The 24,573-nt window shown below is 65.0% G+C and carries 18 protein-coding genes; 10 read left to right on the top strand and 8 right to left on the bottom strand.

Annotation, left to right across the window (positions count from 1 at the left end):
• Positions 1 to 929: Ig-like domain-containing protein (locus tag V7Q81_RS06195; RefSeq protein ID WP_333841061.1), on the top strand; the 929-nt coding region annotated here is incomplete at its 5' end.
• Between the two features lie 84 nt (positions 930 to 1,013).
• Here V7Q81_RS06195 and V7Q81_RS06190 read toward each other — a convergent pair.
• On the bottom strand, positions 1,014 to 1,715 hold the full coding sequence (locus V7Q81_RS06190) for a PEP-CTERM sorting domain-containing protein (RefSeq protein ID WP_333841060.1): 702 nt from the start codon (positions 1,713 to 1,715) through the stop codon (positions 1,014 to 1,016).
• Positions 1,716 to 2,059: 344 nt separating this feature from the next.
• Positions 2,060 to 2,815: a YdcF family protein gene (locus V7Q81_RS06185; RefSeq protein WP_333841059.1), complete on the bottom strand. Its 756-nt coding sequence runs from the start codon at positions 2,813 to 2,815 to the stop codon at positions 2,060 to 2,062.
• 456 nt (positions 2,816 to 3,271) lie between these two features.
• Here V7Q81_RS06185 and V7Q81_RS06180 point away from each other — a divergent pair, with 456 nt between their 5' ends.
• The 9 genes from V7Q81_RS06180 (at position 3,272) to V7Q81_RS06140 (ending at position 16,564) form a co-directional block, all read left to right on the top strand.
• Positions 3,272 to 4,660, top strand: a complete 1,389-nt coding sequence (locus V7Q81_RS06180) for a TIGR03013 family XrtA/PEP-CTERM system glycosyltransferase (RefSeq protein ID WP_333841058.1) — start codon at positions 3,272 to 3,274, stop codon at positions 4,658 to 4,660.
• 510 nt (positions 4,661 to 5,170) lie between these two features.
• Positions 5,171 to 7,285 carry an XrtA/PEP-CTERM system histidine kinase PrsK gene (gene prsK / locus V7Q81_RS06175; protein WP_333841057.1) on the top strand — a complete coding sequence of 705 codons (2,115 nt, stop codon included), beginning with the start codon at positions 5,171 to 5,173 and terminating at the stop codon, positions 7,283 to 7,285.
• Positions 7,282 to 8,634: a PEP-CTERM-box response regulator transcription factor gene (prsR, locus tag V7Q81_RS06170; protein WP_333841056.1), complete on the top strand. Its 1,353-nt coding sequence runs from the start codon at positions 7,282 to 7,284 to the stop codon at positions 8,632 to 8,634. The genes prsK and prsR overlap by 4 nt, the downstream gene beginning before the upstream one ends.
• A 37-nt stretch (positions 8,635 to 8,671) precedes the next feature.
• Positions 8,672 to 11,449, top strand: coding sequence for an XrtA/PEP-CTERM system TPR-repeat protein PrsT (prsT, locus tag V7Q81_RS06165; RefSeq protein ID WP_333841055.1), 2,778 nt, complete (start codon positions 8,672 to 8,674; stop codon positions 11,447 to 11,449).
• Positions 11,450 to 11,502: 53 nt separating this feature from the next.
• The gene (locus tag V7Q81_RS06160; protein WP_333841054.1) at positions 11,503 to 12,783 is read left to right on the top strand and encodes a nucleotide sugar dehydrogenase; all 1,281 of its coding nucleotides are present in this window, start codon (positions 11,503 to 11,505) and stop codon (positions 12,781 to 12,783) included.
• A gap of 10 nt (positions 12,784 to 12,793) precedes the next feature.
• On the top strand, positions 12,794 to 13,867 hold the full coding sequence (locus tag V7Q81_RS06155) for an SDR family oxidoreductase (protein ID WP_333841053.1): 1,074 nt from the start codon (positions 12,794 to 12,796) through the stop codon (positions 13,865 to 13,867).
• 154 nt (positions 13,868 to 14,021) lie between these two features.
• Positions 14,022 to 14,750: a S1 family peptidase gene (locus V7Q81_RS06150; RefSeq protein WP_333841052.1), complete on the top strand. Its 729-nt coding sequence runs from the start codon at positions 14,022 to 14,024 to the stop codon at positions 14,748 to 14,750.
• 185 nt (positions 14,751 to 14,935) lie between these two features.
• Entirely contained in the window at positions 14,936 to 15,688 is a 753-nt protein-coding gene (locus tag V7Q81_RS06145; protein WP_333841051.1) for a PEP-CTERM/exosortase system-associated acyltransferase, read from the top strand.
• Positions 15,689 to 15,925: 237 nt separating this feature from the next.
• A complete protein-coding gene (locus tag V7Q81_RS06140) occupies positions 15,926 to 16,564 on the top strand; it encodes a bactofilin family protein (RefSeq protein ID WP_333841050.1) in 639 nt (212 codons plus the stop codon).
• Between the two features lie 381 nt (positions 16,565 to 16,945).
• Here the strand turns inward: V7Q81_RS06140 and V7Q81_RS06135 are convergent, their stop codons facing one another.
• The 6 genes from V7Q81_RS06135 to V7Q81_RS06110 all read right to left on the bottom strand — a co-directional run.
• Positions 16,946 to 17,587 (bottom strand): thiol:disulfide interchange protein DsbA/DsbL, encoded by a 642-nt coding sequence (locus V7Q81_RS06135; protein WP_333841049.1) that lies wholly within the window; start codon positions 17,585 to 17,587, stop codon positions 16,946 to 16,948.
• A gap of 19 nt (positions 17,588 to 17,606) precedes the next feature.
• Positions 17,607 to 18,197, bottom strand: coding sequence for an SPOR domain-containing protein (locus tag V7Q81_RS06130; protein WP_333841048.1), 591 nt, complete (start codon positions 18,195 to 18,197; stop codon positions 17,607 to 17,609).
• Positions 18,198 to 18,204: 7 nt separating this feature from the next.
• On the bottom strand, positions 18,205 to 19,950 hold the full coding sequence (gene argS, locus V7Q81_RS06125) for an arginine--tRNA ligase (RefSeq protein ID WP_333841047.1): 1,746 nt from the start codon (positions 19,948 to 19,950) through the stop codon (positions 18,205 to 18,207).
• Between the two features lie 71 nt (positions 19,951 to 20,021).
• Positions 20,022 to 22,247 carry a primosomal protein N' gene (locus tag V7Q81_RS06120; protein ID WP_333841046.1) on the bottom strand — a complete coding sequence of 742 codons (2,226 nt, stop codon included), beginning with the start codon at positions 22,245 to 22,247 and terminating at the stop codon, positions 20,022 to 20,024.
• A gap of 272 nt (positions 22,248 to 22,519) precedes the next feature.
• Positions 22,520 to 23,581, bottom strand: a complete 1,062-nt coding sequence (hemE, locus tag V7Q81_RS06115) for a uroporphyrinogen decarboxylase (RefSeq protein WP_333841045.1) — start codon at positions 23,579 to 23,581, stop codon at positions 22,520 to 22,522.
• Positions 23,582 to 23,592: 11 nt separating this feature from the next.
• The coding region (locus V7Q81_RS06110) for a glutamate synthase subunit beta (RefSeq protein WP_333841044.1) at positions 23,593 to 24,573 on the bottom strand (981 nt) is incomplete at its 5' end.

Here is a 24,573-nt window from a genome sequence, read left to right as displayed (position 1 = left end):
CCATCACGGCGGTCGCGGCGACCGACGGCTCGGACAACCGGACGTCCTGGTCCAGTTGGGGCAAGCACATCGACGTGGCAGCGCCCGGTGTGAGCATTTACACCACGACGCGAGGGGGCGGCTACGGGGGGTTCTCTGGGACTTCAGCCTCAAGCCCTGTGACGGCCGGCGTCTATGCCCTCATGATGGCGGCCAACCCCCGTCTGGATCCGGCCAGCCTGGACCGGACCCTTTTCGAGACGGCCGTCGATCGCGGATCAGCGGGCTACGACCTTTATTATGGATATGGTCGGGTGGACGCGGCTGCTGCCGTCTCAGCCGCCCAGGCGCGGGTCGCCAACGATACCCAGCCGCCGAGCGTTGCCATCACGTCGCCCACCGGCGGTAAAGTGAGCGGCCTGGTGCCGGTGGACGTGAGCGCTAGCGACAACGGAGGCGTTGCCCGGGTGGAGCTTTATGCCGGGGACCGTCTGGTGGGGACCGAGACGACGGCACCCTACCGGTTCGCTTGGGATACGTCCGCCCTGCCTGACGGGGAGATCTCCCTCCAGGCGAAGGCGGTGGACGGGAGCGGTAATGCGGCGAGCTCCACCCGCGTCTCGGTCACCGTGGCTAACGATACCGTGGCTCCCCGTGTGAGTTTCTCCAGCCCCGCCGACGGAGCGACGGTGAGCGGCACGGTGAATGTGAGCGTGAGCGCCACCGACGACAAAAAAGTCGCCAAGCTCTCCCTTGTGATCGATGGCAAGGAAGTGGCCGTGGCTTATGGCTCCACCCTGAGCTACGCTTGGGATACCGGCACAGGCAAGGCGAAGGGTAAGGGCAAGGGCCGGTCGGCCAATACGTCCTCCCCATCCACGTTGACCGCGCGGGCGGAGGATCCTGCCGGCAACGTGGGCAGTGCTTCGATTACCGTCCAACGGCAGTAAAACGAGGGAAAAGCGGGGGCATGAAAAGCGGAAAGCCCGCTGATCAGGCGGGCTTTCCGCTTTATTGTTATCGTGGCAAAAGCTTCAAGGGATGCGGCGCCGGGCGAGATGGCGCGCTGCGGCCAGTCCCAGAAGGGCGGAACCCAGAAGGAAAAGCGTGCCGGGCTCGGGTGTTTCCTGGGGAGGGGTGCCCTCCCGGCCGTAGAGGGACATGTGGGAGATGTTTCTCAACTCACCTCTCTTGTTGCCCCACATGGACCAGGTGCCGCACAGGTCCGCCCCGGAAGGAATCGTGGGCGTGACCAGTCCTGTAAACCCAACACAGGAATTGGCGCTCATGTCGAGGATGAACCACACCCACTGAATCTCACCGAGGGAGGGGGGCGGCGGACTCGGGTTGGGCACTTCGTCTCCCGTGCCTCCGTCCTTCAAGACGATCAGAAGCTGGTTGAACGGTACTCCCGCCAGATCGATGTACCAATTGCCTTGGCTACCCCCCACGGGCTCGAAGACCAAGGCGGTGGAAGGCAAGCTCTCATCTCCTTCTTTGTCGATAAGACTCCAGTCGGAGAAGCCCCCCGGCGCGATCGAATTCACTGCACTCGCGCTATCGTTGCTAGGCGTGCCCAAGCCGCAGCTCGTGGCATCCGTGAGGAAGGGATTCGGGTTGAAAAAGGTATTCACCGTACAGGCGGCCGCCTGTACGGATCCCGGCGCAAGGCCGAAAACAGCCAGCGCCATCGCCACCAGCCCTGATTGCAGGGCTCTTTCCATCATGGTGTTCATCTTCTTTATCCCCCAAGTTGGTTTTTGACATTAAAAGCACGTACCGGGCCAGAGATAATAGAGAATTGATTTCTCACGTAATACTTGCTTATTGAAAGCCGAACGCAATGATTCCGTAAATCGGATCGACACTTTCTTATCCCCTCATTGAAAGTGAAATGCATTTCATGGAATTCGCCCGAGGGGAGATGGGTTGTTTCTGTCATCAAGACATTTTCAAGCCATTGATGAATGAAACTAAGTTGAAAGCATCAGCAAGATGTAAGAAAAACCGACATCAGGGCGAACAATCATTGCCCCATCTTATGCCTTCCTGTAGGGATTTTGTCTTTTAACTACTCTTTTCATCGATTGAATCCCAGACGTCGGGCAATATTGGCCAAGAGCTCGTACGAAGCGAAGTAGCTTTCCCGTAGCGCGCCCATGCTGGGAAGCCAATCAAACACGGTATCCCCGCGCCAGGCGGGTAGGCCCGTGGGGGCGGGAATCACCTCGATGCCCGCCGCTTCGAACTCGGCCCGGGCCCGACGCATGTCGAAGCCGTGGGCCACCAGAACAGCCCGGTGGATGTTTGCTGGGCGGAGCAGGGCGGCCGAGAAGCGCGCATTCTCGTGGGTGTTGCGGGACCGGGCTTCGACCCAGCGGACCGGGACGCGGTACTCCTCTTCCAGCGCCGCTTTCATGAGCTCCGCCTCCGGGCGCCCCCGATGGGTGGCCCCTCCGGAGACCAGCACGGGCAGGCCGGTGGAGCGGGCGATCTGCGCGCCATACCGGATCCGCTCTAAGCTCAAGGCGTTCAAGGTGTCACCGCCGTACTCCACCGCCTGCCGGATGCCTCCACCGAGGATGATCACGGCCTGGGCCTGCTGCGCCCGGCGCAGATCGAGGGCGGGGGCGTCCTGCAGGAGCAGCCCCAAGCCCCAGGAGACTGCCGGCAGGGACAACGCGAAGAGCGCGAGCACACCGCTCCAGGCCAGCGCCTTTCCCAAGCGCGGCCGGCGCCCCAACAACGCGAGCCCTCCGCCGGCGAGAAGCAAAGGTCCGGTAGGCGGAAGCACCAGGAGCGCTAGTATTTTCTTGGCATAAAAGAAGATCTCCATCGTACGCGTTCCCATCCGGTGGCCGTGGCCGGAGAAATTTTCTCGCTTGCGAAACCTCTTGCAGCTATCATCGAAAACTCATATGAAGAGACGATCGATCCTTTGCGCAGCGCCGCTTTGGCGCTGGATAACAAAACTTAACACAACCTCCACTTTACTGACGTACGGCCCGGTCTATGATGTGATTTCGGGATGAAGCAGAGCCGTTCTAACCAATCGGCAAAAAAAAAGCGTGTAAACAACACACCTTCGCCCGGAAATGGCCGGGCGGCTCCCAATTCCTCCCGGTGAATCCATGTGTCCTCGTTCCGTAAGGGGGAATCCTCTAACGGCTTCACACTCGGGCAAGCCGTCCCGACGCCAGAGGATACAAACGGTTTGAAAAGACCGACTTAAGAGCGAGCGGCAAGCAATTAAAGAAGAGAAACAAAAAGGCAACCGACGGGGTGGTGGGCCATGCTCCGATTCTTCAGTTATCGGGTGGCGCTGGCGAGCTGTTTCGCGCTGGCGATAGAGGCAGGATTCTTTTTTATCGCCATGGTGGCGGCGGTGGCGTTGGCGGCCCACGGAGGGGAAGCCACCGGGGCCAGGATGCTTTCCGCTGGCTTCTTCTTCGCTGGTCTCATGGTGGCCATCAACGGCTCGCTAGGGCTGTACCGGCAGACCCGAACGGGCAATCGAATCCGGGTGTTGGGTGGCCGCGTGGTCTTGATGCTGGTGGTGGGCTGGCCGGTGGCCTACGCCGCGTTCTATCTCTTTCCCCAGTCGGAGCTGTACCAGAGCGCTCTGGGCTACGCCATGCTGTTCGGGCTCGGCGCAGTGGTGCTGCTACGCTGGGCGATGCCCGAGGACCACCGCGCACGGTTTTTCACCCACCGTATCCTGGTGCTCGGCGCCGGGCCCGATGCCCTCAACGTGGAGCGAGCGCTCGCTTCTCTTGCGCCCGCAGCGATGGAGGTGGTGGGTTTCTACCCACTCAACGATGGCACCCAGACGGTGGTGCCCCAAAAGAAAATCATCGCCGATGCACCCCTTTTGCCGGAGCTGGTGCGGCAGCTCAACGTGCACGAGGTGATCGTGGCAGCTCGGGAGCGGCGGGGCGGTGTCTTGCCCCTGCGGCAACTCCTCGATTGCCGCTTGCGGGGTGTTCGGGTGAACGACCTGCCCGCCTTCTTCGAACGGCTGAATGGGGAGGTGCCCATCGAATCCCTGAAGGCAAGCTGGCTCATCTATGGTGATGGTTTCCGGCAGGGTGTGGCCCGCACCGTGATGAAACGGGCCTTCGACCTATCCGCGGCGGGGCTGCTCCTTGTCGTGGCGGCTCCCGTCATGGTGCTTGCGGCCATCGCCATTTTCCTGGAGAGCGGGCGGCCGGTCGTTTTCAAGCAGGAGCGAGTGGGGGCGGGGGGCAGGACGTTCAACCTGCTCAAATTCCGCAGCATGCGCCAGGACGCCGAGGCGGACGGCAAGCCCCGCTGGGCGGCGGAGAAGGACGACCGGGTGACCCGGGTGGGGCGTTTCATCCGCAGGACCCGCATCGACGAATTGCCCCAGCTCATCAACGTCTTGAAGGGGGACATGAGCTTCGTGGGCCCGAGGCCCGAGCGGCCCTATTTCATGGCCGAGCTCACGGAGAAAATCCCCTTCTATGGCGTGCGGCACAGCGTCAAACCAGGCATCACCGGCTGGGCCCAGGTCCGCTATTGCTACGGCAGTTCCGTGCAGGATGCCCGCAAGAAGTTACAGTTCGATCTTTATTACGTGAAAAACCACTCCTTGCTGCTTGATCTCGTGATCCTATTCGAGACGGTCCGGGTCGTTCTTCTGGGAGAGGGCGCGCGCTAGCCCAAAGGGCCTACGGAAGGTCTCGGGCGCACGGCAGAGCGCGGGAGAGGGTTTCGGTTCGCGGAAGACCAGATACGGTGCTTTCCCGCCTCCCACCCTTCCGGTCTGGATTTTTTAGCGGACTGGGGGCTTTCCCTTCCTCTCCTCGGGCAAGTCGCCCGTCGTTGCAAAACCCTTCTCCCCCCGATGGGCAGAGGGGAGGGGCGCACGGGTCTTTCCAACCCCCTGTCGGCCGCTGGGGCGCCCCTTCTTCTGAGGGCTTCTTCCCATCGTGCTTGGCGCATCAGGCCCTCCAGCCGCTGGAAGGCGCAGGCGAGGCGAACCTGACGCAGCCCGGGATCATTGGTATGCTTATTCGAGATCTTGCCTTGGAGCGCCGCATCCGCCAGGACGAACCCATGGTCGTTTTCTTGCATTTGCGCCGGGAGGCGCCGCGGGTGCAACTTTCCCATGCCATGAACCTGGCATACCCGTCGGGCACTTTGCGGTGCTGCCGAACAAAGGGATCCCATGGCTGACGGCTCGGGCGCAATGGGCTGGGAGATGATCGCGGAGCCAGCCTTCTGGAGCTACGCCGCCGCCCTGGCTGCCTTCACGCTCTTCGCCCTGCAACTGTGGTTCGGATGGCGGGGGGGGCGCAATGCCGCCCTACTGCTTGCCGCCGTCATACTGAGCGCCGGTTGGGCAGGCAGTGGGCTGGCGGTGGTCTTGTCCGCAAGCCCCATGGCCGGATTCGCGTACCAGGGCTTGGACGCCCTGCGTCTGCTGGCGTGGCTTGCTTTCCTGCTTTCCTTGTTGCACCAGAAGGGGCTGGGCCGCGACCGTTTGGTCGGCGCCTGGCCGCTTCTTCTCGCGCTGGTTTTTCTAGCCATTCCCTGGCTTGCGCCGGCCCTGCCCGCGCTGCATCTGGAAGTGCCTCAGGCCCTGGTTACCCACGGCGGCCCCCTGGCCGTCTCGGTGCTGGGGCTCGCCATCGTGGAGCAGCTCTACCGCCGGGCGCCCAAGGGTTCCCGCTGGCATGTGGCGCCCCTGTGCATTGGGTTGGGCGGGGCCTTTGCGTTCGAACTGTACGTGTACGCCGACGCCCTGCTGTTTCTGCGTCCTCTGGATCCCGACTTGTGGAGCGCGCGGGGCGTGGTGCAGGCCATGGTCATTCCCTTCGTCGCCCTGTCCACGGCCCGCAGCCGGGAATGGACCATCGACATCGCCTTTTCCCGGGACGTGGTATTTCACTCCACCGCGGTCCTAGCTGCCGGCCTTTATTTGCTCGCCATCGCCGCGGCCGGCTATTACGTGCGCTATTTTGGCGGCACCTGGGGCAAGACCCTCCAGGTTGGCTTCCTGTTCGCCGCCCTGCTGCTGCTCGGGCTCGTCTTTTCCTCGGGTACCTTTCGCTCCCAGGTCCGGGTTTTCATCAACAAGCACTTTTTCTCCTATCGCTACGATTATCGCCAGGAATGGTTGAGAATCACCCGGCTCCTTTCGGGGGCCGGAGAAGGGGCGAGCATGCACGAGCGCTGCGTCATGGCCCTCGCCGACCTGGTGGAGAGCCCGGCCGGCGCGGTCTGGCTCGCGGACGACCGAGGCTATTACGTCCAAGCGGGCCGCTGGAACCTGCGGGAGGTGAGCGAAGCGGAGGTGGCCGAGGGAGCGCTCGCCAAGTTCCTGGAAAAAACCGGTTGGGTGGTGGACTTGCATGAGTTCCGGACCCACCCCGAACGCTACCCGGATCTACAGCTTCCCGAATGGCTCACGCGCCTGCCCAACGCCTGGCTGATCGTTCCGCTGCCGCACCTGGAACGGCTGATCGGTTTCGTGATCCTCGCCACGGCGCGGGTCAAGGTGGAGATCAATTGGGAGGTGCGGGACCTGCTCAAAACGGCAGCCCGGCAGGTGGCCGGGTTTATCGGCCACGCCCGTGCCCTGGAGGCATTGCTGGAATCGCGCAAGTTCGAGGCCTTCAACCGCATGTCGGCCTTCGTGGTGCACGACCTGAAAAATTTAGTGGCACAGCTTTCGCTAATGCTCAAGAATGCGGAACGACACCAGGGAAATCCCGAGTTCCAGCAGGACATGCTGGCCACCATCCGCAACGTGGTGGAACGCATGAACGGTCTGCTGTTACAGCTGCGGGCCGGCACCCAGCCCCTGGACCATCCCCGTCCGGTGGATCTGGCGGCACTCGCTCAGCGGGTGGCGGAAGCGAAGGCCGCCCAGGGGCGGCACGTTGCCTGGGAGGCCCAGCGCGGCGTGCAGGCCCTAGGGCATCCCGAGCGCCTGGAGCGGGTGATCGGGCATCTGGTGCAAAACGCGCTGGAGGCAACGGACGAGGCCGGGCGAGTGGAGATCAAGATCTATGGCGACGGCAACCAGGCGGTAGTAGAAGTCACGGACAATGGCAGGGGTATGACACCCGAATTCGTACGGGACGAGCTGTTCAAGCCATTTCGTACCACGAAGCCCTCCGGCACCGGCATCGGGGCGTATGAAAGCGCCCAGTACGTGGCCGAGCTGGGGGGCAAGCTCCTGGTGGACAGTCGCCCAGGGGAAGGCACGCGCATGCGCATGCTGTTGCCTCAGCCGCAGCGGCAGCCGCTCGAGGGGGAAAAACGAGAAGTCGCATGAACGAGAAGCGCAGGCCTTTGCTCATCGTGGAAGACGACCCGGCCCTCGCTAAGCAGATGCGCTGGGCGTTCGATCAGTACGAAGTCGTACTGGCGGGCGATCGGGACAGCGCCATCGGCCAGCTTCGCCGCCACGAGCCGGCGGTCGCTGTGATGGACTTGGGGCTACCACCCGCGCCGGATGACGTCTCCGAAGGGTTGAGGCTGCTGGGGGAGATACTTTCCGTTGCGCCGGACACCAAGGTGATCGTGCTGACTGGGCAGCACGATCGGGCCAACGCTTTGAAGTGCATCGCCCTGGGGGCTTATGACTTTTACGCCAAGCCCTTCGAGCCCGAAATCCTAGGGCTCACCATCGAACGGGCGTTTCGCCTGTACGAGCTACAGCAAGAAAACCGCCGGCTTCAGGCGCGGGAGGCGGCGAGCTCCCTGGCGGGGCTGCTGACCCGCGACCCCGAGATGCAAAGGATCTGCCGCACCATCGAAAAGGTGGCGGCAACCTCCGCCACGGTGTTGATCCAGGGCGAGTCCGGCACCGGCAAGGAGCTTTTGGCGCGGGGGCTGCACGACCTTTCCCCCCGCCGCAGCCAGCGCTTCGTGGCGATCAACTGCGCGGCCATTCCCGAAACGCTCCTCGAGAGCGAGCTGTTCGGCTATGAGAAAGGCGCCTTCACGGGCGCGACCCGCCAGAGCATCGGTAAGATCGAGACGGCCCACAGAGGCACCCTGTTTCTCGACGAGATCGGCGACCTTCCTCAGGCGCTGCAGGCGAAGTTGCTGCGTTTCCTGCAGGAGCGGGTGATCGAGCGCATTGGCGGCCGGGAGGAGATCCCGGTGGATGTGCGCATCGTCTGTGCAACCCATCAGGACCTGAAGGCGCTGATTGCCCGGGGAGCGTTCCGGGAGGATCTGTACTTCCGCCTGGCGGAAATCGTCGTGGAAGTGCCGCCCTTGCGCAAGCGCAAAGGAGATGCAAGCCTGCTCGCCCACGCCTTCGTGCGCAAATTCGCCGAGGAGCTGCGGCGCGGCGGCCTCACCATCCTCCCGGAGGCGATCGACGCCATCGAGGCGCATTCCTGGCCTGGCAACGTGCGGGAGCTGGAAAACTGCGTCAAACGGGCAGTAATCATGGCCGATGCGCCCGCCCTGCGGGCGGCGGACTTCGGGCTTGCGCCCGTGGAAGAGAGCGAGGACATGTTCAACCTGCGGCAGGTGCGGGAGCGGGCTGAGCGAGACGCGGTGGTGCGGGTGCTGGGACGGGTCAACGGTAACTTGAGCAAAGCGGCCCAGCTCCTGGGGGTAAGCCGCCCCACTCTTTACGACCTCATGCAGCGCTTCGGCCTTAGGTAGGGCGGTGGGAGCTCAACTAATTTTTCGGAATGGGACCATGAACCAGCGAATGAAAGCGGCAGGGCGCCTCGCCGTGCTGAGCCTTTGCGTCTTCTTGGCGACGGGCTGCAAGGGTGATTCTCCCGAGGCGCTGATCCAATCGGCGCGCTCCTACCTGAACCAGCAGGACCTTGCGGCCGCCATCATCCAGCTCAAGAACGTCCTGCAGCAGGCCCCCGACCACAAGGAAGCTCGCTATCTCCTGGGGATTGCTCTGCTCAGGAGTGGAGATGCTGCCGCCGCCGAGATCGAGCTGCGCAAGGCCCTCGACCTGGGCTATGCGCCGGAAGCAGTCTATCCCGCGCTCGGGCGCGCCCTGCTCGCCCAGGGCGAGGCGCGCAAGGCGATCGAGCAGCTCGCAGGCTTGACCCTCGCGGAGCCGCATGCGAACGCCCAGCTGAGGGCCGTGGTGGGACAGGCCCAGCTCATGAGCGGACGCCCCCGGGAGGCCAAGGACTCCTTTTTAGCCGCCCTCTCCCTGCAGCCGGATCTGGCCGATGCCAAGCTGGGCGTGGCCCGGGTGGCGGTGCTGGAACGAGACCTCGCCCAGGCAACTAAGCTCACGGAAGAGATCCTCGCCCGAGAGCCTGCCCATGTGGAAGCGCTAGCGCTCAAAGGGGCGCTCGCCGCGAGCCAGGGCGAGCTGGAGGCGGGCGTGCAGGCGTACGAAAAGGCCCTTGCCGCTGAGCCTCGCAACGTGGCCATCCGTGCCGCCCTGGTGGAACTGTTGCTGCGGCGCGGGGAGTTGAAACGGGCCGCAGAGCAGGTAGCGGAGCTTGAGCGAATCGGGCCCAAACACCCCAGCACCCTTTACTACAAGGCGCTCATCACCGCAGAGCAGGGCGATGTGGCCGGGGCCCGAGATCTTGCCCTGAACATGCTCAAGTCCTCGCCTGACCACGTACCGGCGCGGATTCTGGCGGGGGCGCTGGAGTATCGGCTCAAGGCCTATGCCCAGGCCGAGCAACATCTGCGCCAGGCCCTCAACCAAGCCCCCCAGCACCCCGGGGCGAGGCAACTGCTAGCGGCCGTCTACCTGGCCACCGGCGAGGCCGATCGGGCCCAGGAGCTGTTGCAACCCCTGCTCACCCAGCAACCCCCGGACCCGCGGGTTCTGGCACTGGCGGGCGAGGTCCATCTCGCCCAGGGCGAGCTGGCCAAGGCGGCAGAGTACTACGAGAAAGCCGCGGCCCTGGACAAGGACAATGCGGCGCTGCGCACCCGTCTCGGCGCCTTGCATCTGCGTGCCGGCGAGACCGACGAGGCGCTTCAGGAGCTGCAGGCCGCGGCCGCCATGGACGCCGCGGGCTATCGGGCCGACCTGGGACTGGTGATGATCCACGTGGCGCGCAATCAGCTAGACCAGGCCCTTGCCGCGGCCAATGCTCTGGAGCGAAAACAGCCCGACAACCCGGTCAGCCACAATACCAAGGGTGCGGTCTATATGGCCAAGGGAGATTCAGCGAGCGCCCGCAAGAGCTTCGAGCGCGCCTTGCAGCTCAATCCGACCTTCCTGCCCGCCGTGCGCAACCTGGCCATGCTGGATCTGCGGGAGGGCAAGGCGGACGCGGCCCGGGGGCGCTACCAGGCGGTACTCGCCAAAGAACCCAACAACGAAAAGGCGCTCCTCGGGTTGGCGGCGATCCTACGCGCCACCGGGGCCGCCGATTCAGAGGTGGAACGGACGCTCAAGAAAGCGGTGAGCGCTAATCCCACTTCGGTGGCTGCCCGGCTTGCCTTGATCGATTTCCTGTTGCGCGCCAACCAGCCCAAGGCGGCCCTGGTTGCCGCCCAGGACGCTCAGGCGGCCTTCCCCAACGACGCCCGGATCGTGCAGGCCCTGGGCACCGCTCAGCTCGCCGCGGGCGACGTTCAGCAGGCCTTGAGCACCTTCAGCCGGCTCGCCCAGATGCGGCCCCAGGCGGCCAGCGTCCAGGTACGGCTGGCGGCAGCCCACCGCGCCGCGGGGGACGAAGCCGGCATGCTGCGAGCCTTGCGCAAGGCCCTCGAGCTGGACCCCGGGTTCACTGCCGCTCAGCGGGAGATCATCACCTACTACGTGCGCCAGGGGCGCTTCCAGGACGGTGTGAACGAGGCGCGGGCCATGCAGAAGGCGCGCCCCACCGAGGCAATCGGCTATCTCATGGAAGGGGACGTGTTCCTGCTCCAGGGCAACCTGAAGGCGGCCGAGGAAGCCTACCGCAAAGGGCTGCGCCAGAGCCCGAATCCCTACTTGATTGCTCGCCTGCACAGTGTCCTCGTGCGGGCGAAGCGGGAGAGCGAAGCAAACGCCCTGGCGGCGCAGTGGATTCGAGATCATCCCGACGACCTGGTCGTACCTGCCTATCTGGCAGAGGTGGACCTCAAAGGCGGCGCTTATCAGGAAGCGGTGCGGCGCTACCAGGCAATCCTCGAAAAACAACCGAACAATCCCGTGGTCCTCAACAACCTGGCCTTTGCCGCATCGAAGGTGAACGATGTTAAGGCGCTCGAATACGCCGAGCGCGCCTATGCGCTCGCGCCCACCAGTCCCGCGGTGCTGGATACCCTGGGCTGGATCCTGGTGGAAAAAGGGCAGGTGGAGCGGGGCGTGCAGCTGCTCGCGCGAGCCGTGGACCTGGACCCGGATTACACGGAGATCCGGCTGCATTACGCCAAGGCCCTGCTCAAGGCCGGAAAGAAAGAAGAAGCGCGCAGGCAGCTGGAGACGATCGCCCAGAATGATGCCGCCTCTTCCTTCGGGAAGGAGGCGGCGGAATTGCTGAAGAGGCTCTGAGCCGTGCGCTTGCGCGGATGGGTTTAATCGCTTCGGGAGAAGAAAGAGTCGCCATGGATACCATCGCCGTCGTGGGCTTGGGCTACGTGGGCTTGCCCCTGGCCGTGGAGTTCGGCAAGAAGTACCGGACCATCGGCTTCGATCTGTCTCAAGAAAAAGTCGACGCTTACCGCCGCGGGATCGATCCCACGGGGGAAGTGAGTGCCGAGGACCTCAAGGCCGCTGACGGCTTGACCTGCACCACGGATCCGTCGGCTCTCAAAGCGGCAGATTTTGTGATCGTCGCCGTTCCCACGCCGGTCAACGAAGCCCACCAGCCAGACTTCGGATCTCTCCTGTCCGCCAGCGACACGGTGGGTCGCTACTTGAAGCGGGGCGCTACCGTGGTGTACGAATCCACCGTCTATCCGGGCGCCACGGAAGAGGTGTGCATCCCCAGGCTGGAGCGGGCCTCGGGGCTGCGCTGGAAGCGGGATTTCTTCGTCGGCTATTCCCCAGAGCGCATCAACCCAGGGGACAAGGAGCACACCTTGACCCGCATCGTCAAGGTGGTGGCGGGCGACACGCCAGAGACCCTGGAGCGGGTGGCGCGAATCTATGGCAGCGTGGTCAGCGCAGGCGTGCACCGGGTGAGCAGCATCAAGGTGGCGGAAGCGGCCAAGGTCATCGAGAACACCCAGCGGGACTTGAACATCGCCCTCATGAACGAGCTGGCCATCATCTTCAACCGCATCGGCATCGACACGCTGGAGGTGCTGGAGGCGGCGGGTACCAAGTGGAATTTCCTGCCTTTTCGGCCCGGCCTGGTGGGGGGACACTGCATCGGGGTGGACCCCTACTACCTCACCTACAAGGCGGAGATGCTGGGCTATCATCCCCAAGTCATCCTGGCCGGGCGGCGGATCAACGACGGCATGGGCAAGTTCGTGGCCGAACAGACTATCAAGGCCATGATCGGCAACGGCTTCTCGGTGAAGGGTTGCGACGTGACAGTCCTCGGCCTCACTTTCAAGGAAAACGTTCCCGATCTGCGCAACTCTCGGGTGATCGACGTGGTACGGGAGCTTGAGTCCTACGGGGTCACGGTACACGTCCACGATCCGGTGGCGGATCGGGAAGATGCTCTGCGGGAGTACGGCGTGGAGCTCAAACCCTGGGAGGCCTTGCCTCGCTCCGCCGCCATCGTGGCCGCGGTGGCCCACCGCCCGTTCAAGGAGCGCTCGGTGGACGATTTCATGGACAAGCTTTTGCCCCACGGCGTGTTTGTGGACGTGAAAGGCCAGGTGGATCCCGCGGCGTTCAGCGCTCGCGGCATTCGCCTCTGGCGCCTGTGAGGCAAAGGGGATGTCGGCTCGAGCGATCATGGAGGAGCGGCTGCGCCGAGCGCCCCAGCGCTGGCTGGTGACGGGCTGCGCCGGGTTCATCGGTTCCCATCTCACGGAAACCCTTTTGCGCTACGGCCAGACGGTGGTCGGATTGGACAACTTCACCACCGGGCACCGGGCCAACCTGGAAGACGTGCGGGCGGCGGTGGGTGAAGCTGCTTGGGAGCGCTTCCGCTTCATCGAGGCAGACATCCGGGATCCAGTCGCCTGTCGGCACGCGCTGCGGGAAATCGACGTGGTCTTGCACCAAGCGGCCTTGGGCTCGGTACCGCGATCGGTGGAGGATCCCGCCTCCACCCACGGGACCAACGTGGACGGGTTCTTCAACCTGCTGCTCGCCGCCAAGGAAGCGGGGGTGAGACGCTTCATCTACGCTTCTTCCAGTTCCGTCTACGGGGACGATCCTCGGTTGCCCAAGTCCGAGGACCGCATCGGTCGTCCCCTTTCTCCCTACGCGGCGAGCAAGCACGCCAACGAGCTCTATGCCGAGGTCTTTTCCCGCTGCTACGGGGTCGAGACGGTGGGCTTGCGCTATTTCAATGTGTTCGGCCCCCGCCAGGATCCCGACGGTCCCTATGCCGCCGTGATCCCGCGCTGGATCGGCGAGATGCTGGCACGCCGGCCGGTCATCATCTACGGGGACGGGGAGACGACCCGGGATTTCTGCTATATCGCCAACGCGGTGCAGGCGAATCTGCTGGCCGCCACCACGCGCAAGCCCGAAGCCTTGAATCGGGTGTACAACGTGGCCGTGGGAGAGTGCATCTCCCTGAACGCCCTCTTTTCCACGCTGCGCTCCTTGCTGGCGGAGCGCCTTCCGGCCCTCGCCTCCCTGCAGGCCGAGTATCGGGATTTCCGCCCCGGGGACATCCGCCACTCCCTGGCCGATATCGCCCAGGCACGGACGCTACTGGGCTACGAGCCGACCCATAGCGTGCTGGCGGGCTTGCGGGAAGCCTTGTCCTGGTACCTGGAGCGGTTGGGTTCTCCCACCACCCAAGGCCAGGTGCTCTCGAACCGGGTGGCAAGTTGAACAAACAGATCTACGCTCTAAAGGCTCCGAGATGACCTCCGGATGGAACAAGAACTTTATAGCGATCGAAATCGCAAAGAAACCGGCGACGCCCGGTGATCGGATCCGGCGCGCAAAAGGGCTTGTCGGGCTTGTGGGTCTGATGAGCCTGCTGGTGACGATTTCCGCGGGCCCGGCCGCCTGGGCCGACAACCCCAAAACCATCGAAACCGTGAGCGCTTCGGTGGTGGCGGTGGGCACCTTCATGCGCACCCGCAGCCCGGCCTTTGGCTTCCGCGGCACGGGCTTTGCCGTGGGCGACGGCACGCTGGTCGCGACCAATGTCCACGTGGTTCCGCTGACGCTGGACTCGACGAAGCTGGAGATGCTGGTGGTCGCTTGGCGGCATGCCGACGGGCGGATCGAGGTGCGGCGGGCCCGTCAGGTCGCCTCCGATCCCGAACATGATCTCGCTTTGCTGAAGATCGATGGGGCTCCCTTGCCGGCGCTACGTCTAAAGGCCTCCGACGGGACGCGTGTTGGGGAGGCTTTTCTGTTGACCGGATTCCCGATGGGAGAGGTGCTGGGACTGATCCCGGTCACCCATCGGGCGATGGTGTCGGCCATTACCCCCATCGCCATCCCCAGCGCCAACGACCAGCAGCTCGATCCCAAGGTGGTGCAGCGGCTCGCCCGGGGTCCCTATCCCGTGTACCAGCTGGACGCCACTGCGTACCCGGGCAACAGCGGTAGCCCTCTTTACGACATCAACACTGGGGAGGTGGTGGGGGTCATCAACCTGGTGTTCGTCAAGGGCACCAAGGAAGCGGCCCTCAGCAACCCGAGTGGCGTCACCTATGCTATTCCAGTGCAATATCTGCGGACACTGCTGACCCGCCCATGATCCTTGGAACCTTGGCCGCCGCGGCCAAGGGGGCGCAGGTTTCGATAGACCCCCAAGCGGGCGGTGCCGAAGCGCCCGAGAACCGATTTCCTACAATAGGAGTAGCGCATCGCTTGTTCCGGGTCGGTCGAGACTCCTCCGGCGTGCCGCGCAAGCGCCGGCCGGAAACGATGGCGGGGAGGGTAATGCAATTGGCCAGCGCCGGGTACACGGAGACGCGGGAAGGTTTCCGCAAGCGCTTCGAGCTCGTTCCCGCCCTGGACGACGAGCTCAAGGACCAGGTTTATCGGCTCCGCCACCAGGTCTATTGCGAGGATCTCGCGTTTGAGCCGATCCGCCCCGACGGCCGGGAGTCCGACGAGTACGACGCCTTTTCCACCCATCTGCTCCTGCGCTATTTGCCGACGGGTGAATTCATCGGCTGCGCTCGGCTGGTCACCACCCCCCCCGACGACGCCCTCTACCCTTTGCCCTTCGAGCGCGCCTGCGCGGCCACCCTAGACCGCACGGTGATCGATCCGGCGCGGCTCGATCGGCGCAGGATCGCCGAGGCCTCCCGGCTGGCCGTCGCCTCTGCCTATCGGCGGCGGCGAGGGGAGGCGCTGCAGCCCGTGCCCCTTTCACCCGAGGATTTCGGCGTGGCGCCTCGTCCCCGCTTTCCCTATATCCTGGTAGGGCTCTACCTGGGGGTCGTGGCGATCGCTCACCTGAAAGGCATCGAGAAGTTGTTTCTGTTGAGCGAGCCGCGCCTGGCCGATCACTTTTCCCGGCTCGGCGTCCAAGTGCTCAGGATCGGCGCTCCGGTGGAGTACCGGGGAATCCGGGTACCTTCAGTGATGGACGTGCAGGGGATCGTGGCGGGATTAAACGCCTATTCCCGCCCCATCTACGACGAGATCCTCGACGAGCTCGCCCGCCGACTCGGCAGCCCTGCGTGAAACTTCGTCCCCTCCTTCGCCTGTCGGGAATCGGAGACAGGGGTAGAAGGCCTTCAAAACAGGCGATTAAGGCCGCAGCCGGGCGGCAGGCGTCGTCTTGGGGTGACACGCTCTCGCTCGGGGCCCCTCGGCAGGTTCCTGCATGCAAAGCGTTTTTGGGCATGGCACGCGAATTGCGAAAGCATGCGCGTTTTTTTGCGGTGCAAGCTTTGCGCCTCAGCCATAAGAGGAGGACCCATGTTCAACAAGGACGGAATGCTGACTCGCCAGCGTCGTTTTGGACAGGAGCGCGGCGCCGGTCAATTGCGGCAGGACTACGACGGCGGCTCGTCGCCCGCCCAGCGGGCAACGGCCGGGGAGGTGGCCCCGCCTTCCCACGAGACGCCCACGAGCGGGGCGCTCGAACGCAAAACGGACGAAGGCGGTGCGCGCTTGATCGTGGGTCCCAACATCAAGCTCAAGGGAGCCGAAATCACCGACTGCGAAACCCTGGTGGTGGAAGGTCGGGTAGAAGCGTCTATGAACAGCCGTGTGATCCAGATTGCGGAAGAGGGCGTGTTCTGCGGCACCGCGGGAATCGATGTGGCGGAAATCCGCGGGCGCTTCGAAGGCGAACTCACCGCGCGGCGGCGACTGGTGATTTATGCGAGCGGCAAGGTCTCGGGAAAGATCCGCTATGGCGCCCTGTCCGTCGAGGAGGGCGGCGAGCTCAGCGGCGACGTGGGACGGCTGGCGGTCGAGTCAGCGGCGGGCACGGCGGGCGGCCGCGATGAAAAGAAGTTGGGGTCGAACTCTGCGCTTCCCCCGGAAGGGGAGGCCCGCCCGGCCGCCGCTCCGCTGGACATCGCCGCCTTTAGTAAACGCGGAAACCCATAAGCTTCGCCCTCCGCCCCGGCGGCTCCGGGGCTTGCGTGTGGCCCGAGCGAGCAGGGTGTCCTCCCATGCCTGCGGCATCACTGTCAGAATCCGGGCCACGGTGGCCCGACGTTGGCCAGTCGCCTGGAAAGGCGAGCCCCCGGCCGGCCCGCGTCGATCCCCGCCACGCGATGCCGGGCGGCCGCGCCAGTGTGTGAGAAGAAAGGGCAGCGAGTCGGGAACTGCCTTCGGATGGACGTGGTGACGCTGCCCGGTGGCCGCCCGCGCTCCCCTCAGCAGCTTGGCGCTCAGACACCCCAGGGCTGGGGAGCGCCGCCCCGCTGGCACCGCAGCCGCCGATCGTGACGAGCGCGGGTGCCGCAGGCCCTCCGCAATTTCCCTTCAGCGGTTTCGTGCGCGCTCTTCGCGCGCCTTTTTCACCAGTTCATCCATTACAGCTACGGCACCCTGCAGCGACCCTGCCTGGGTGCCGGAGGTGAGATATTTGCCGTCTACCACCAGGGTGGGCACGCCGCGGAGCCGATAGTCCCGGGCCATCTGCCGGGCTTTGGCCACCTTGGCCTGCACCGCGAAGGAATGATAGGCGTCGAGGAATTTCTGGCGGTCCAGTCCCTGCTTGGCGACCCAGTCAAGCAATACACGCTCATCGTTCAGGTCTACTTGCTCCAGGTGGATGGCGTCGTACACCCGGTCGTTGAGTCTATCCAGCTCGCCCAGGGCTTCCAGCGCGTAGAAAAGCTTGGCCCCAGGCACCCAGCTCTCCCGGGCCACGGCCGGCACGTAACGGAATTCCACGTCTCGGGGCTTGTGCTTGAGCCATTGCTTGAGGTAAGGGTGCAGCTCGTAGCAATGGGGGCAGCCATACCAGAAGAACTCGATCACCTCCACCTTGCCTTCGGTGGCGGTGGGCTGGACCGGGTTCAACACCAGGTAGTCGCGGCCGGCCACGATCTCCGCACGGGCGGTCGCGGCGACCGTCAAGGCCGCGAGAATGCCGAGAGCGAGCCTGTGGGCTGAGCGCATGCTGTCTCCTTGCTCGGGTTCACGGGGTGGCGCTTTCGTTGACCCTGATTAGGACCGCCTCGATGCCTTGTTGTTTCAGGATCGCCTGGGCCCGGTTCACTTCTTCCACCTTGCGATAAGGCCCCACCCGGACCCGGTGCCAAGTTCCCCGATCCGGTATGGCGGCGGTCTGGACACTCGCCTCCAGTCCTGTCAAGGCAAGCTTCGCCTTCAGGTTATCCGCGTCCTGGGCGTTCTGAAAAGCGCCCGCCTGGAGATAGTAGACCTCCTGGGTTGGCCGGGCGGCGGAGCGCTGCTCGAGCTCCTGGGGCGTCACCGCCTCCTCCTTGCCCGGGAGGATCTTATAGAACTCGAAGCGCGGCCGGGCCTCCGCCTTGGGAGCGTTTTCGCTTGGTGCGGATTGCTGGGGCAGCCCGCGCACGGCCGAGGGCGGCGGATTCGTCTCGCTGGGTTTGGTGCCAGCAACGAAGGGGCTGGGACCCCGGCTCAGGTACCAGGCCACCGCTAGGGCCACGGCGAGCCCCAGCACGAGCCCGATCACGATGCCCAGTAGCAGGCCGCTGCCGCGGCGCACGCCGCGGGAGCGCACGTGTTTGTAGTCGCGGGTCATGGCGCGCTCACATTTTATCGGGGGCACTCACGCCTAGGAGAGTGAGGCCGTTGCGGATCACCTGCCGCACGGCCGTGATCAGGGCGAGCCGGGCGAGCCTCACCGTCTCCTGCGGCACGAGAAAGGGTGTAGCGTTGTAATAGCTGTGGAACTCCCCGGCCAGGTCCCGGAGAAAGAAGGCGAGCGCGTGCGGCGCCAGCTCCATGGCCGCGTTCTCCACCACCACGGGATAGTCCATGAGCCGGGCGAGCAGCGCGGCTTCCTGGGGCAAGGTCAGGGGCGAGAGATCGGCACTGAGGAGCGCCCCCGGGTCTCCACCCCATTGGGCGAGCACGCTGCAGACGCGGGCGTGGGCGTATTGCACGTAATAGACCGGGTTTTCCGCGCTCTCCGACTTGGCCAGATCCAGGTCGAAGTCCAGGTGCTGGTCGCTTTTGCGCAGCACATAGAAGAAGCGGGCAGCGTCGTTGCCCACCTCCCGTCGCAGCTCCCGCAGGGTGACGAACTCCCCGGCGCGGGTGGACATGGAAACCTTTTGCCCGCCACGGTAGAGCACGGCGAACTGTACCAGGGCGATGTGGAGCCGCTCGGGGTCCAGCCCTAGGGCTTGCAGGGCGCCCTTGACCCGGGGCACGTAGCCGTGATGATCAGCGCCCCAGACGTCGATCACCCGCTGGAAGCCCCGTTCGAACTTGTTGAGATGATAGGCGATGTCGGAAGCGAAATAGGTGTACTGCCCGTTTTCCCGCTGCACCACCCGGTCCTTCTCGTCGCCGAAGCGGGTGGCGGCAAACCACAGGGCGCCGTCCCGACGGTAGAGAAAGCCGCGGCTGTTCAGAAGCCTCAACGCCCGCTCGACGCCGCCGGATTCCAGTAGCGAGCGCTCTGAAAACCAACAGTCGAATTCGACGCCGAACTCCTGGAGGTCGGTGCGGATGTCGTTCAACTGCTCGGTGAGGGCGAAGCGGTGGATCAGCTCGTAGTCGGGTCCTAACAGACGCTTGGCGTTGGCGATGAGGGCATCCAAGCGCTGTTCCGGATCGTCTCCGGCGGGGGTGACTCCTGTGTAGAGGGCCTCGCCTCCGGTGGCGAATCGGGCGCCATGGTGCTCGAAGAGCCGTTGCGCCATGGCGCGCACGTAATCGCCACGGTAGGCATTGTCCGGGAAGGGCAGCGCTACGCCGCACAACTCCAAATAGCGCAGCCAGGTGGACAGGGCGAGGATGTCCATCTGCCGCCCCGCGTCGTTCACGTAGTATTCCCGGCTGACTTCGAACCCCACGGCTTGCAACAGATTGGAGAGGCTCGCTCCGTAGGCTGCGCCCCGGCCGTGGCCCACGTGCAGGGGTCCGGTGGGATTGGCGGAGACGAATTCCACCTGCACCCGCGTCCCGGCTCCCAGCCGGCTGCGGCCGTAGTCGGAGCCCAGATCGAGCACGCGGGCGACTACCTGCTGCTTGGCGGCGAGCTTGAGGAAGAAATTGATGAAGCCGCCCCCTGCAACCTCGATTCTCTCTACGTGGGGCGATGGGGGAATCTCCTGCACCAAGCGGGCTGCCAGCTCCCGGGGATTGTGCCCGAGGGATTTGGCGAGCTGAAGGGCGAGGTTGGTGGCGTAATCCCCCAGGTGGGCATGCCTGGGCCGCTGCAGCTCCGGGGTGAGGCTCCCGGCGCTCAGCCCGGCTTTGGTGATCGCCCGGCGCAACAGCTCGGCGAGATGGGTGCGAAGCTCGGGGGGCGTGTCAGCGGGCATGGAGGAGATGATCAAAGGGCGAAATTATAGTCGGCGCGAGGGCCGCGCGAAACCGACCGCGAGCGCGTTTTTCAGAGCTCGAGGGGATCCACGTCCAGGGACCACCGCACCCGGCGGGCGGCAAGGTGCTCTAGCCGCGGTGTCCAGCCGGCGAGAAAGCGCTGCAGCGCTTCCCGGCTCTGGGATTGCACGAGGAGCTGGGCCTGGAACAGTCCCTTGCGCCGGGGAAGCGCCGCGGGCACCGGGTCGAACACAGCCACGCCCTTTTGAGCTTCCCCGGCATCTCCGGCGGCCTGGGCGGCGGCGCCGAGAAAGGCGAGGCAGGCCTCCAGGCGGTGGGCGGCCGCCCGCAGCAGGGCTTGGTGGGCATAGGGAGGGAAGCCGGTCTGGCGGCGCTCCTCCAAGGTCGCCTGGGCGAAGGCGTCGTAGCTGTGGGCGGCCAAGGCCTTGTAGAGGGGGTGGTCAGGGAAGCGGGTCTGTAGGATGACTTCCCCTGCCCGGTCTGCTCGGCCGGCACGTCCCGCCACTTGCATGAGCTGGGCGAAGAGTCGCTCCGAGGCGCGGAAATCCGCCGCGTAAAGCGCCGCGTCTGGATCCACGATCCCCACCAGCGTGAGGCGGGAAAAGTCGTGGCCCTTGGCGAGCATCTGGGTGCCCACCAGCACGTCGACAGCGCCTTCGTGGATGGCACGCCGCATGGCGGGCCAGGCATGGCGCCGGCGGGTGGAATCCCGGTCCACCCGCAGTAACCGGATGCCGGGAAAGGCGCTCCGTAGCGCTGCTTCGAGCCGCTGGGTTCCGTGACCCAGGGGTAAGAGATCGGCGTTGCCGCAGTGTGGGCAGCGGGCCGGGGGCGCCGCTTCGGCGCCACAGTGGTGGCAGCGCAAACGCTGATCCGCCGTGTGCAAGACCAGCTTGGCGGCACAGCGTCCGCACTCGGAGGTCCAACTGCAGGCGCGGCAGTAAAGCACCGGGGCGAAGCCCCGACGGTTAAGATAGATGAGGCTCTGCTCGCCTCTCGCCAGGCGCTCGGCCAGCGCCTCCCGCAAGGGTGCCGAAAGCAGATCGCCTGGGCCGGATGCACCGCGCACGTCGACGATGCGCACCGTGGGCAGGGTGGCGTCGGCGTGGGCCCGGCGGGTGAGGGTCAAGCGCCGGTAACGGCCCGCCTGGGCATTCGCGTAGCTTTCCAGAGAGGGGGTGGCGGAGCCTAGCACCACTGGCACGTTGCGGCTGTGGGCGCGTAGGATCGCCAGGTCCCGGGCCGAGTAGCGCAGACCCTCCTGTTGCTTGAACGAGGGGTCGTGCTCCTCGTCCACCACCAGAAGGCCAAGGCGGGGCAGGGGCGTGAACACGGCGAGCCGTGTGCCCAGGACGACGTCGGCCTGACCCGTGGCGGCCAGCAGCCAGTGCCGGGTGCGCTCCATCTCGGGCAGGCCGCTGTGGAGGGTAACCACCCGGGCGCCGGGCAGGGTGGAGCGCACCCTTTCTTCCAGTTGCGGTGTGAGGTTGATTTCGGGCACCAGCATCAAGGCCTGGCGGCCGCCGGCCACCACTTGGGCGATGAGGTGCAGGTAGACCTGCGTTTTCCCGCTCCCTGTGATCCCATGCAGGAGCCAGGTGTGGTACTGGTCCAGGTGGTTGTGGATTTGGTCCGCCGCCGCCTCCTGTTCCGGCGTGAGCGGGGGCAGTGGGACGCCGTTTCCGGTTTGGAGAGGCTTCGGGGGCTCGGATCGGCACTCCACGAAGCCCAGGGCCAGCAGGCGGGCCATGGCCGGGCGCCACCGGGGAGACAGACGCCGCGCCTCCGTGACCTCCAGACAGCCCAAGTCCAAGAGCCGCCGCGCCAAACGGCGGGCCAGCACCTGACGCGGGGGGAAAACCTCGGCTCCGGCAGCCATGAGCTTCAGGGTCGGAAAATAGCGCGGGGGGTCCGCTAAGCGCAGGGGCTTCGCCCGGCGTGCGGCGGCGGGCAGGGCGGTGGCCACCACTTGGCCGACCGGGTGGTGATAGTAACGGTGGCAAAAGCGCAAGAGGGCGAGGATGTCCGGGGCAAGCCGCACCTCGTCCTGCAGGACTTCCAAGAGTGGACGAAGCTTCTCCCGCGAGACCGCGGGCTCGGAGCCGATTTCCATGACCACGCCCACCGCGGTGCGACGGCCCAGGGGCACGCGCACCCGGTCACCCGGGGCGACCGGGTGCCCGGCCTCGATGCGGTAATCGAACAGGGTATCGACCGGCACGTCCAGGGCGACCCGGGCGATGGTCAAGCCGCGGGTCTCGTTTCCCTCGCTCATGGCACCGTCGGGATTTCAAGGCGATGGGATTGTGGATAACTTTGTGGATCTTAACGACCGTCTGCCCGGGTGGCCGGTCTTGGTCGAGCGCCGTCACCGCAGTGCCAGGACAGGGCAGCTGCCGATTTTCTAGGAAATTCGACCCATTGAGTCGGGCGGCTCATTCCCGGTGGGCTCCGTCCAGCGTGGGAAAATCGTTATTTGAAGAGCGTGTGAATAACTACTTACCGTGGAACACGATCGAGAGATCGTGAAACTTGTGGGGGCCGGGCTCAATGGTCGCGGCGGCTTAGCTCGTGGACGCTCTCTACCAGCACGGCCACGCTTTCCACGGGGGTCTGGGGCGAGATGCCGTGTCCCAGATTGAAGACGTGCCCGGGCCCTGGTCCGTAGCGATCCAGTATTCTCTTCACTTCCTGCCGCACGGTCGACGGCGCGCCGAACAGAACGGCCGGGTCCAAATTGCCCTGCAGCGCCACTCGGTTGCCCACCCGCTGGCGGGCCTCCCCGATGTCCGTGGTCCAGTCGAGGCCCAAGGCGTCGCATCCGATGTCCGCCAGGCTGTCGAGCCATTGGCCGCCCCCCTTGGTGAACACGATGCTCGGTATCCGTTGACCGTTCCATTCCCGGGGGAGGGCCGCGATGACCTGGCGTAGATAAGGTAGGGAAAACGCGTGGAAGGCGTCGTGGGAGAGAAGCCCGCCCCAGGTATCGAAGATCATGACTGCCTGGACACCATGCCGAATCTGGGCTTGCAGGTAAGCACTCACTGCAGCCGCATTCTTGGCGAGAATTTGATGCAATAAGTCTGGTCGTCGGTACAGCAGGGTCTTGAGGCGGAAGAAATCCTGGCTGCCTCCCCCCTCCACCATGTAACAGGCGAGGGTGAAAGGGCTGCCCGAAAAACCGATCAAGGGCACCTCGTTGTCGAGGGCTTTGCGGGTTTGTTCCACCGCCTTGAGCACGTAGCCCAAACGATCCTCGGGGTCGGGTACGGTCAGGTCCCGGACTTCCCACTCGTTGCGCAGGGGGCGCTCCAGCCGGGGCCCCTCCCCCTCCTGAAAAGACAAGCCGAGCCCCATGGCGTCGGGAATGGTAAGGATGTCGGAGAAGAGGATCGCCGCGTCGAGAGGAAAGCGCGCCAAGGGCTGTAAGGTGACCTCGGTGGCCAGGTCGGGATCGCGACACAACGCGAGAAAGCTGCCTGCCCGCAGACGGGTCTGGTTGTATTCGGGAAGGTAACGCCCCGCCTGGCGCATGATCCAGATCGGGGTGTAGGGCGTCGGCTCCCGTAGCAGCGCCTTGAGCAGGGTGTCGTTCTTGAGCTTGGGCAAATTTGTCGCGGTTATCGCGGCAGATCGGAGTGGCCCATCAGAAACTCATCCACGGCCCGAGCGCACTGGCGACCTTCCCGGATGGCCCACACGATGAGCGATTGGCCGCGGCGCATGTCGCCGGCGGCGAAGACCTTGGGAACAGAGGTGCGGTACGCGCCCGGTTCCTCGGTGCCTGCCTTCGCGTTGCCGCGAGCGTCCCGCTCAACGCCGAAACTATCCAGGATTTTCTGCACGGGACCGACGAAACCCATGGCAAGCAGCACCAGATCGGCGGGCAGCTCGAACTCCGAACCCGGGATCTCGGTCATCTTCATCTGACCGGTGGCGGGGTCTTTTTCCCATTGCAGCCGCACCGCCTGCAGCGCCTTGACCTGGCCGTTCTCGCCGATAAAGCGCTGGGTGGACACGGCCCACTCCCGCTTGCAACCCTCTTCATGGGAGGTGGAAGTACGCAGCCGCACTGGCCAGTAGGGCCACACCGGATTGCGCTCCACGTCTGGGGGCATGGGCAACAGCTCGAACTGGGTGATGGATTTGGCCCCGTGCCGATTGGCCGTACCCACGCAGTCGGAGCCCGTGTCCCCGCCGCCGATGATGATCACGTGCTTGTCCGTGGCCCACAGCTCGGGCACGTCCGGGTCTCCAGCCACACGGCGATTTTGCAGCGGCAAAAACTCCATGGCGAAATGGATGCCCTTGAGCTCACGGCCCGGAATGGGCAAGTCTCGGGGCTGCTCAGCCCCCCCCGCCAGCACGACCGCGTCGAAAGCGTGCAGCAGCTCGCGGGGATCGACCGTGGTCACGGAAGTGCCCCTCACCTCTCCATCCGCCGGACCGACGTAATGGTTGGGGCGGAATTGCACACCTTCGGCCTGGAGTTGGGCAAGGCGCCGGTCGATCACCCACTTCTCCAGCTTGAAGTCAGGAATGCCATAGCGCAATAGCCCACCGATGCGGTCGGCCTTCTCGAACACCACCACGTCGTGGCC

It is taken from the genome of Pelomicrobium sp. (genome assembly GCF_036803785.1).
In the GTDB taxonomy this organism is placed as follows: domain Bacteria; phylum Pseudomonadota; class Gammaproteobacteria; order Burkholderiales; family UBA6910; genus Pelomicrobium.
The sequence above is the reverse complement of the archived record's forward strand: the minus strand, read 5'-3'. Positions and strand labels throughout refer to the sequence as shown.

Excerpts from the sequence above, each read along its gene's own strand:
- V7Q81_RS06160 (WP_333841054.1), top strand. The coding sequence starts at position 11,503 with ATGGATACCATCGCCGTCGTGGGCTTGGGCTACGTGGGCTTGCCCCTG.
- V7Q81_RS06130 (WP_333841048.1), bottom strand. The coding sequence starts at position 18,197 with ATGACCCGCGACTACAAACACGTGCGCTCCCGCGGCGTGCGCCGCGGC.
- V7Q81_RS06145 (WP_333841051.1), top strand. The coding sequence starts at position 14,936 with ATGCAATTGGCCAGCGCCGGGTACACGGAGACGCGGGAAGGTTTCCGC.
- prsK (WP_333841057.1), top strand. The coding sequence starts at position 5,171 with ATGGCTGACGGCTCGGGCGCAATGGGCTGGGAGATGATCGCGGAGCCA.
- V7Q81_RS06155 (WP_333841053.1), top strand. The coding sequence starts at position 12,794 with ATGTCGGCTCGAGCGATCATGGAGGAGCGGCTGCGCCGAGCGCCCCAG.
- prsT (WP_333841055.1), top strand. The coding sequence starts at position 8,672 with ATGAACCAGCGAATGAAAGCGGCAGGGCGCCTCGCCGTGCTGAGCCTT.
- V7Q81_RS06180 (WP_333841058.1), top strand. The coding sequence starts at position 3,272 with ATGCTCCGATTCTTCAGTTATCGGGTGGCGCTGGCGAGCTGTTTCGCG.
- V7Q81_RS06135 (WP_333841049.1), bottom strand. The coding sequence starts at position 17,587 with ATGCGCTCAGCCCACAGGCTCGCTCTCGGCATTCTCGCGGCCTTGACG.
- V7Q81_RS06185 (WP_333841059.1), bottom strand. The coding sequence starts at position 2,815 with ATGGAGATCTTCTTTTATGCCAAGAAAATACTAGCGCTCCTGGTGCTT.
- V7Q81_RS06120 (WP_333841046.1), bottom strand. The coding sequence starts at position 22,247 with ATGAGCGAGGGAAACGAGACCCGCGGCTTGACCATCGCCCGGGTCGCC.
- prsR (WP_333841056.1), top strand. The coding sequence starts at position 7,282 with ATGAACGAGAAGCGCAGGCCTTTGCTCATCGTGGAAGACGACCCGGCC.
- V7Q81_RS06140 (WP_333841050.1), top strand. The coding sequence starts at position 15,926 with ATGTTCAACAAGGACGGAATGCTGACTCGCCAGCGTCGTTTTGGACAG.
- argS (WP_333841047.1), bottom strand. The coding sequence starts at position 19,950 with ATGCCCGCTGACACGCCCCCCGAGCTTCGCACCCATCTCGCCGAGCTG.
- V7Q81_RS06190 (WP_333841060.1), bottom strand. The coding sequence starts at position 1,715 with ATGAACACCATGATGGAAAGAGCCCTGCAATCAGGGCTGGTGGCGATG.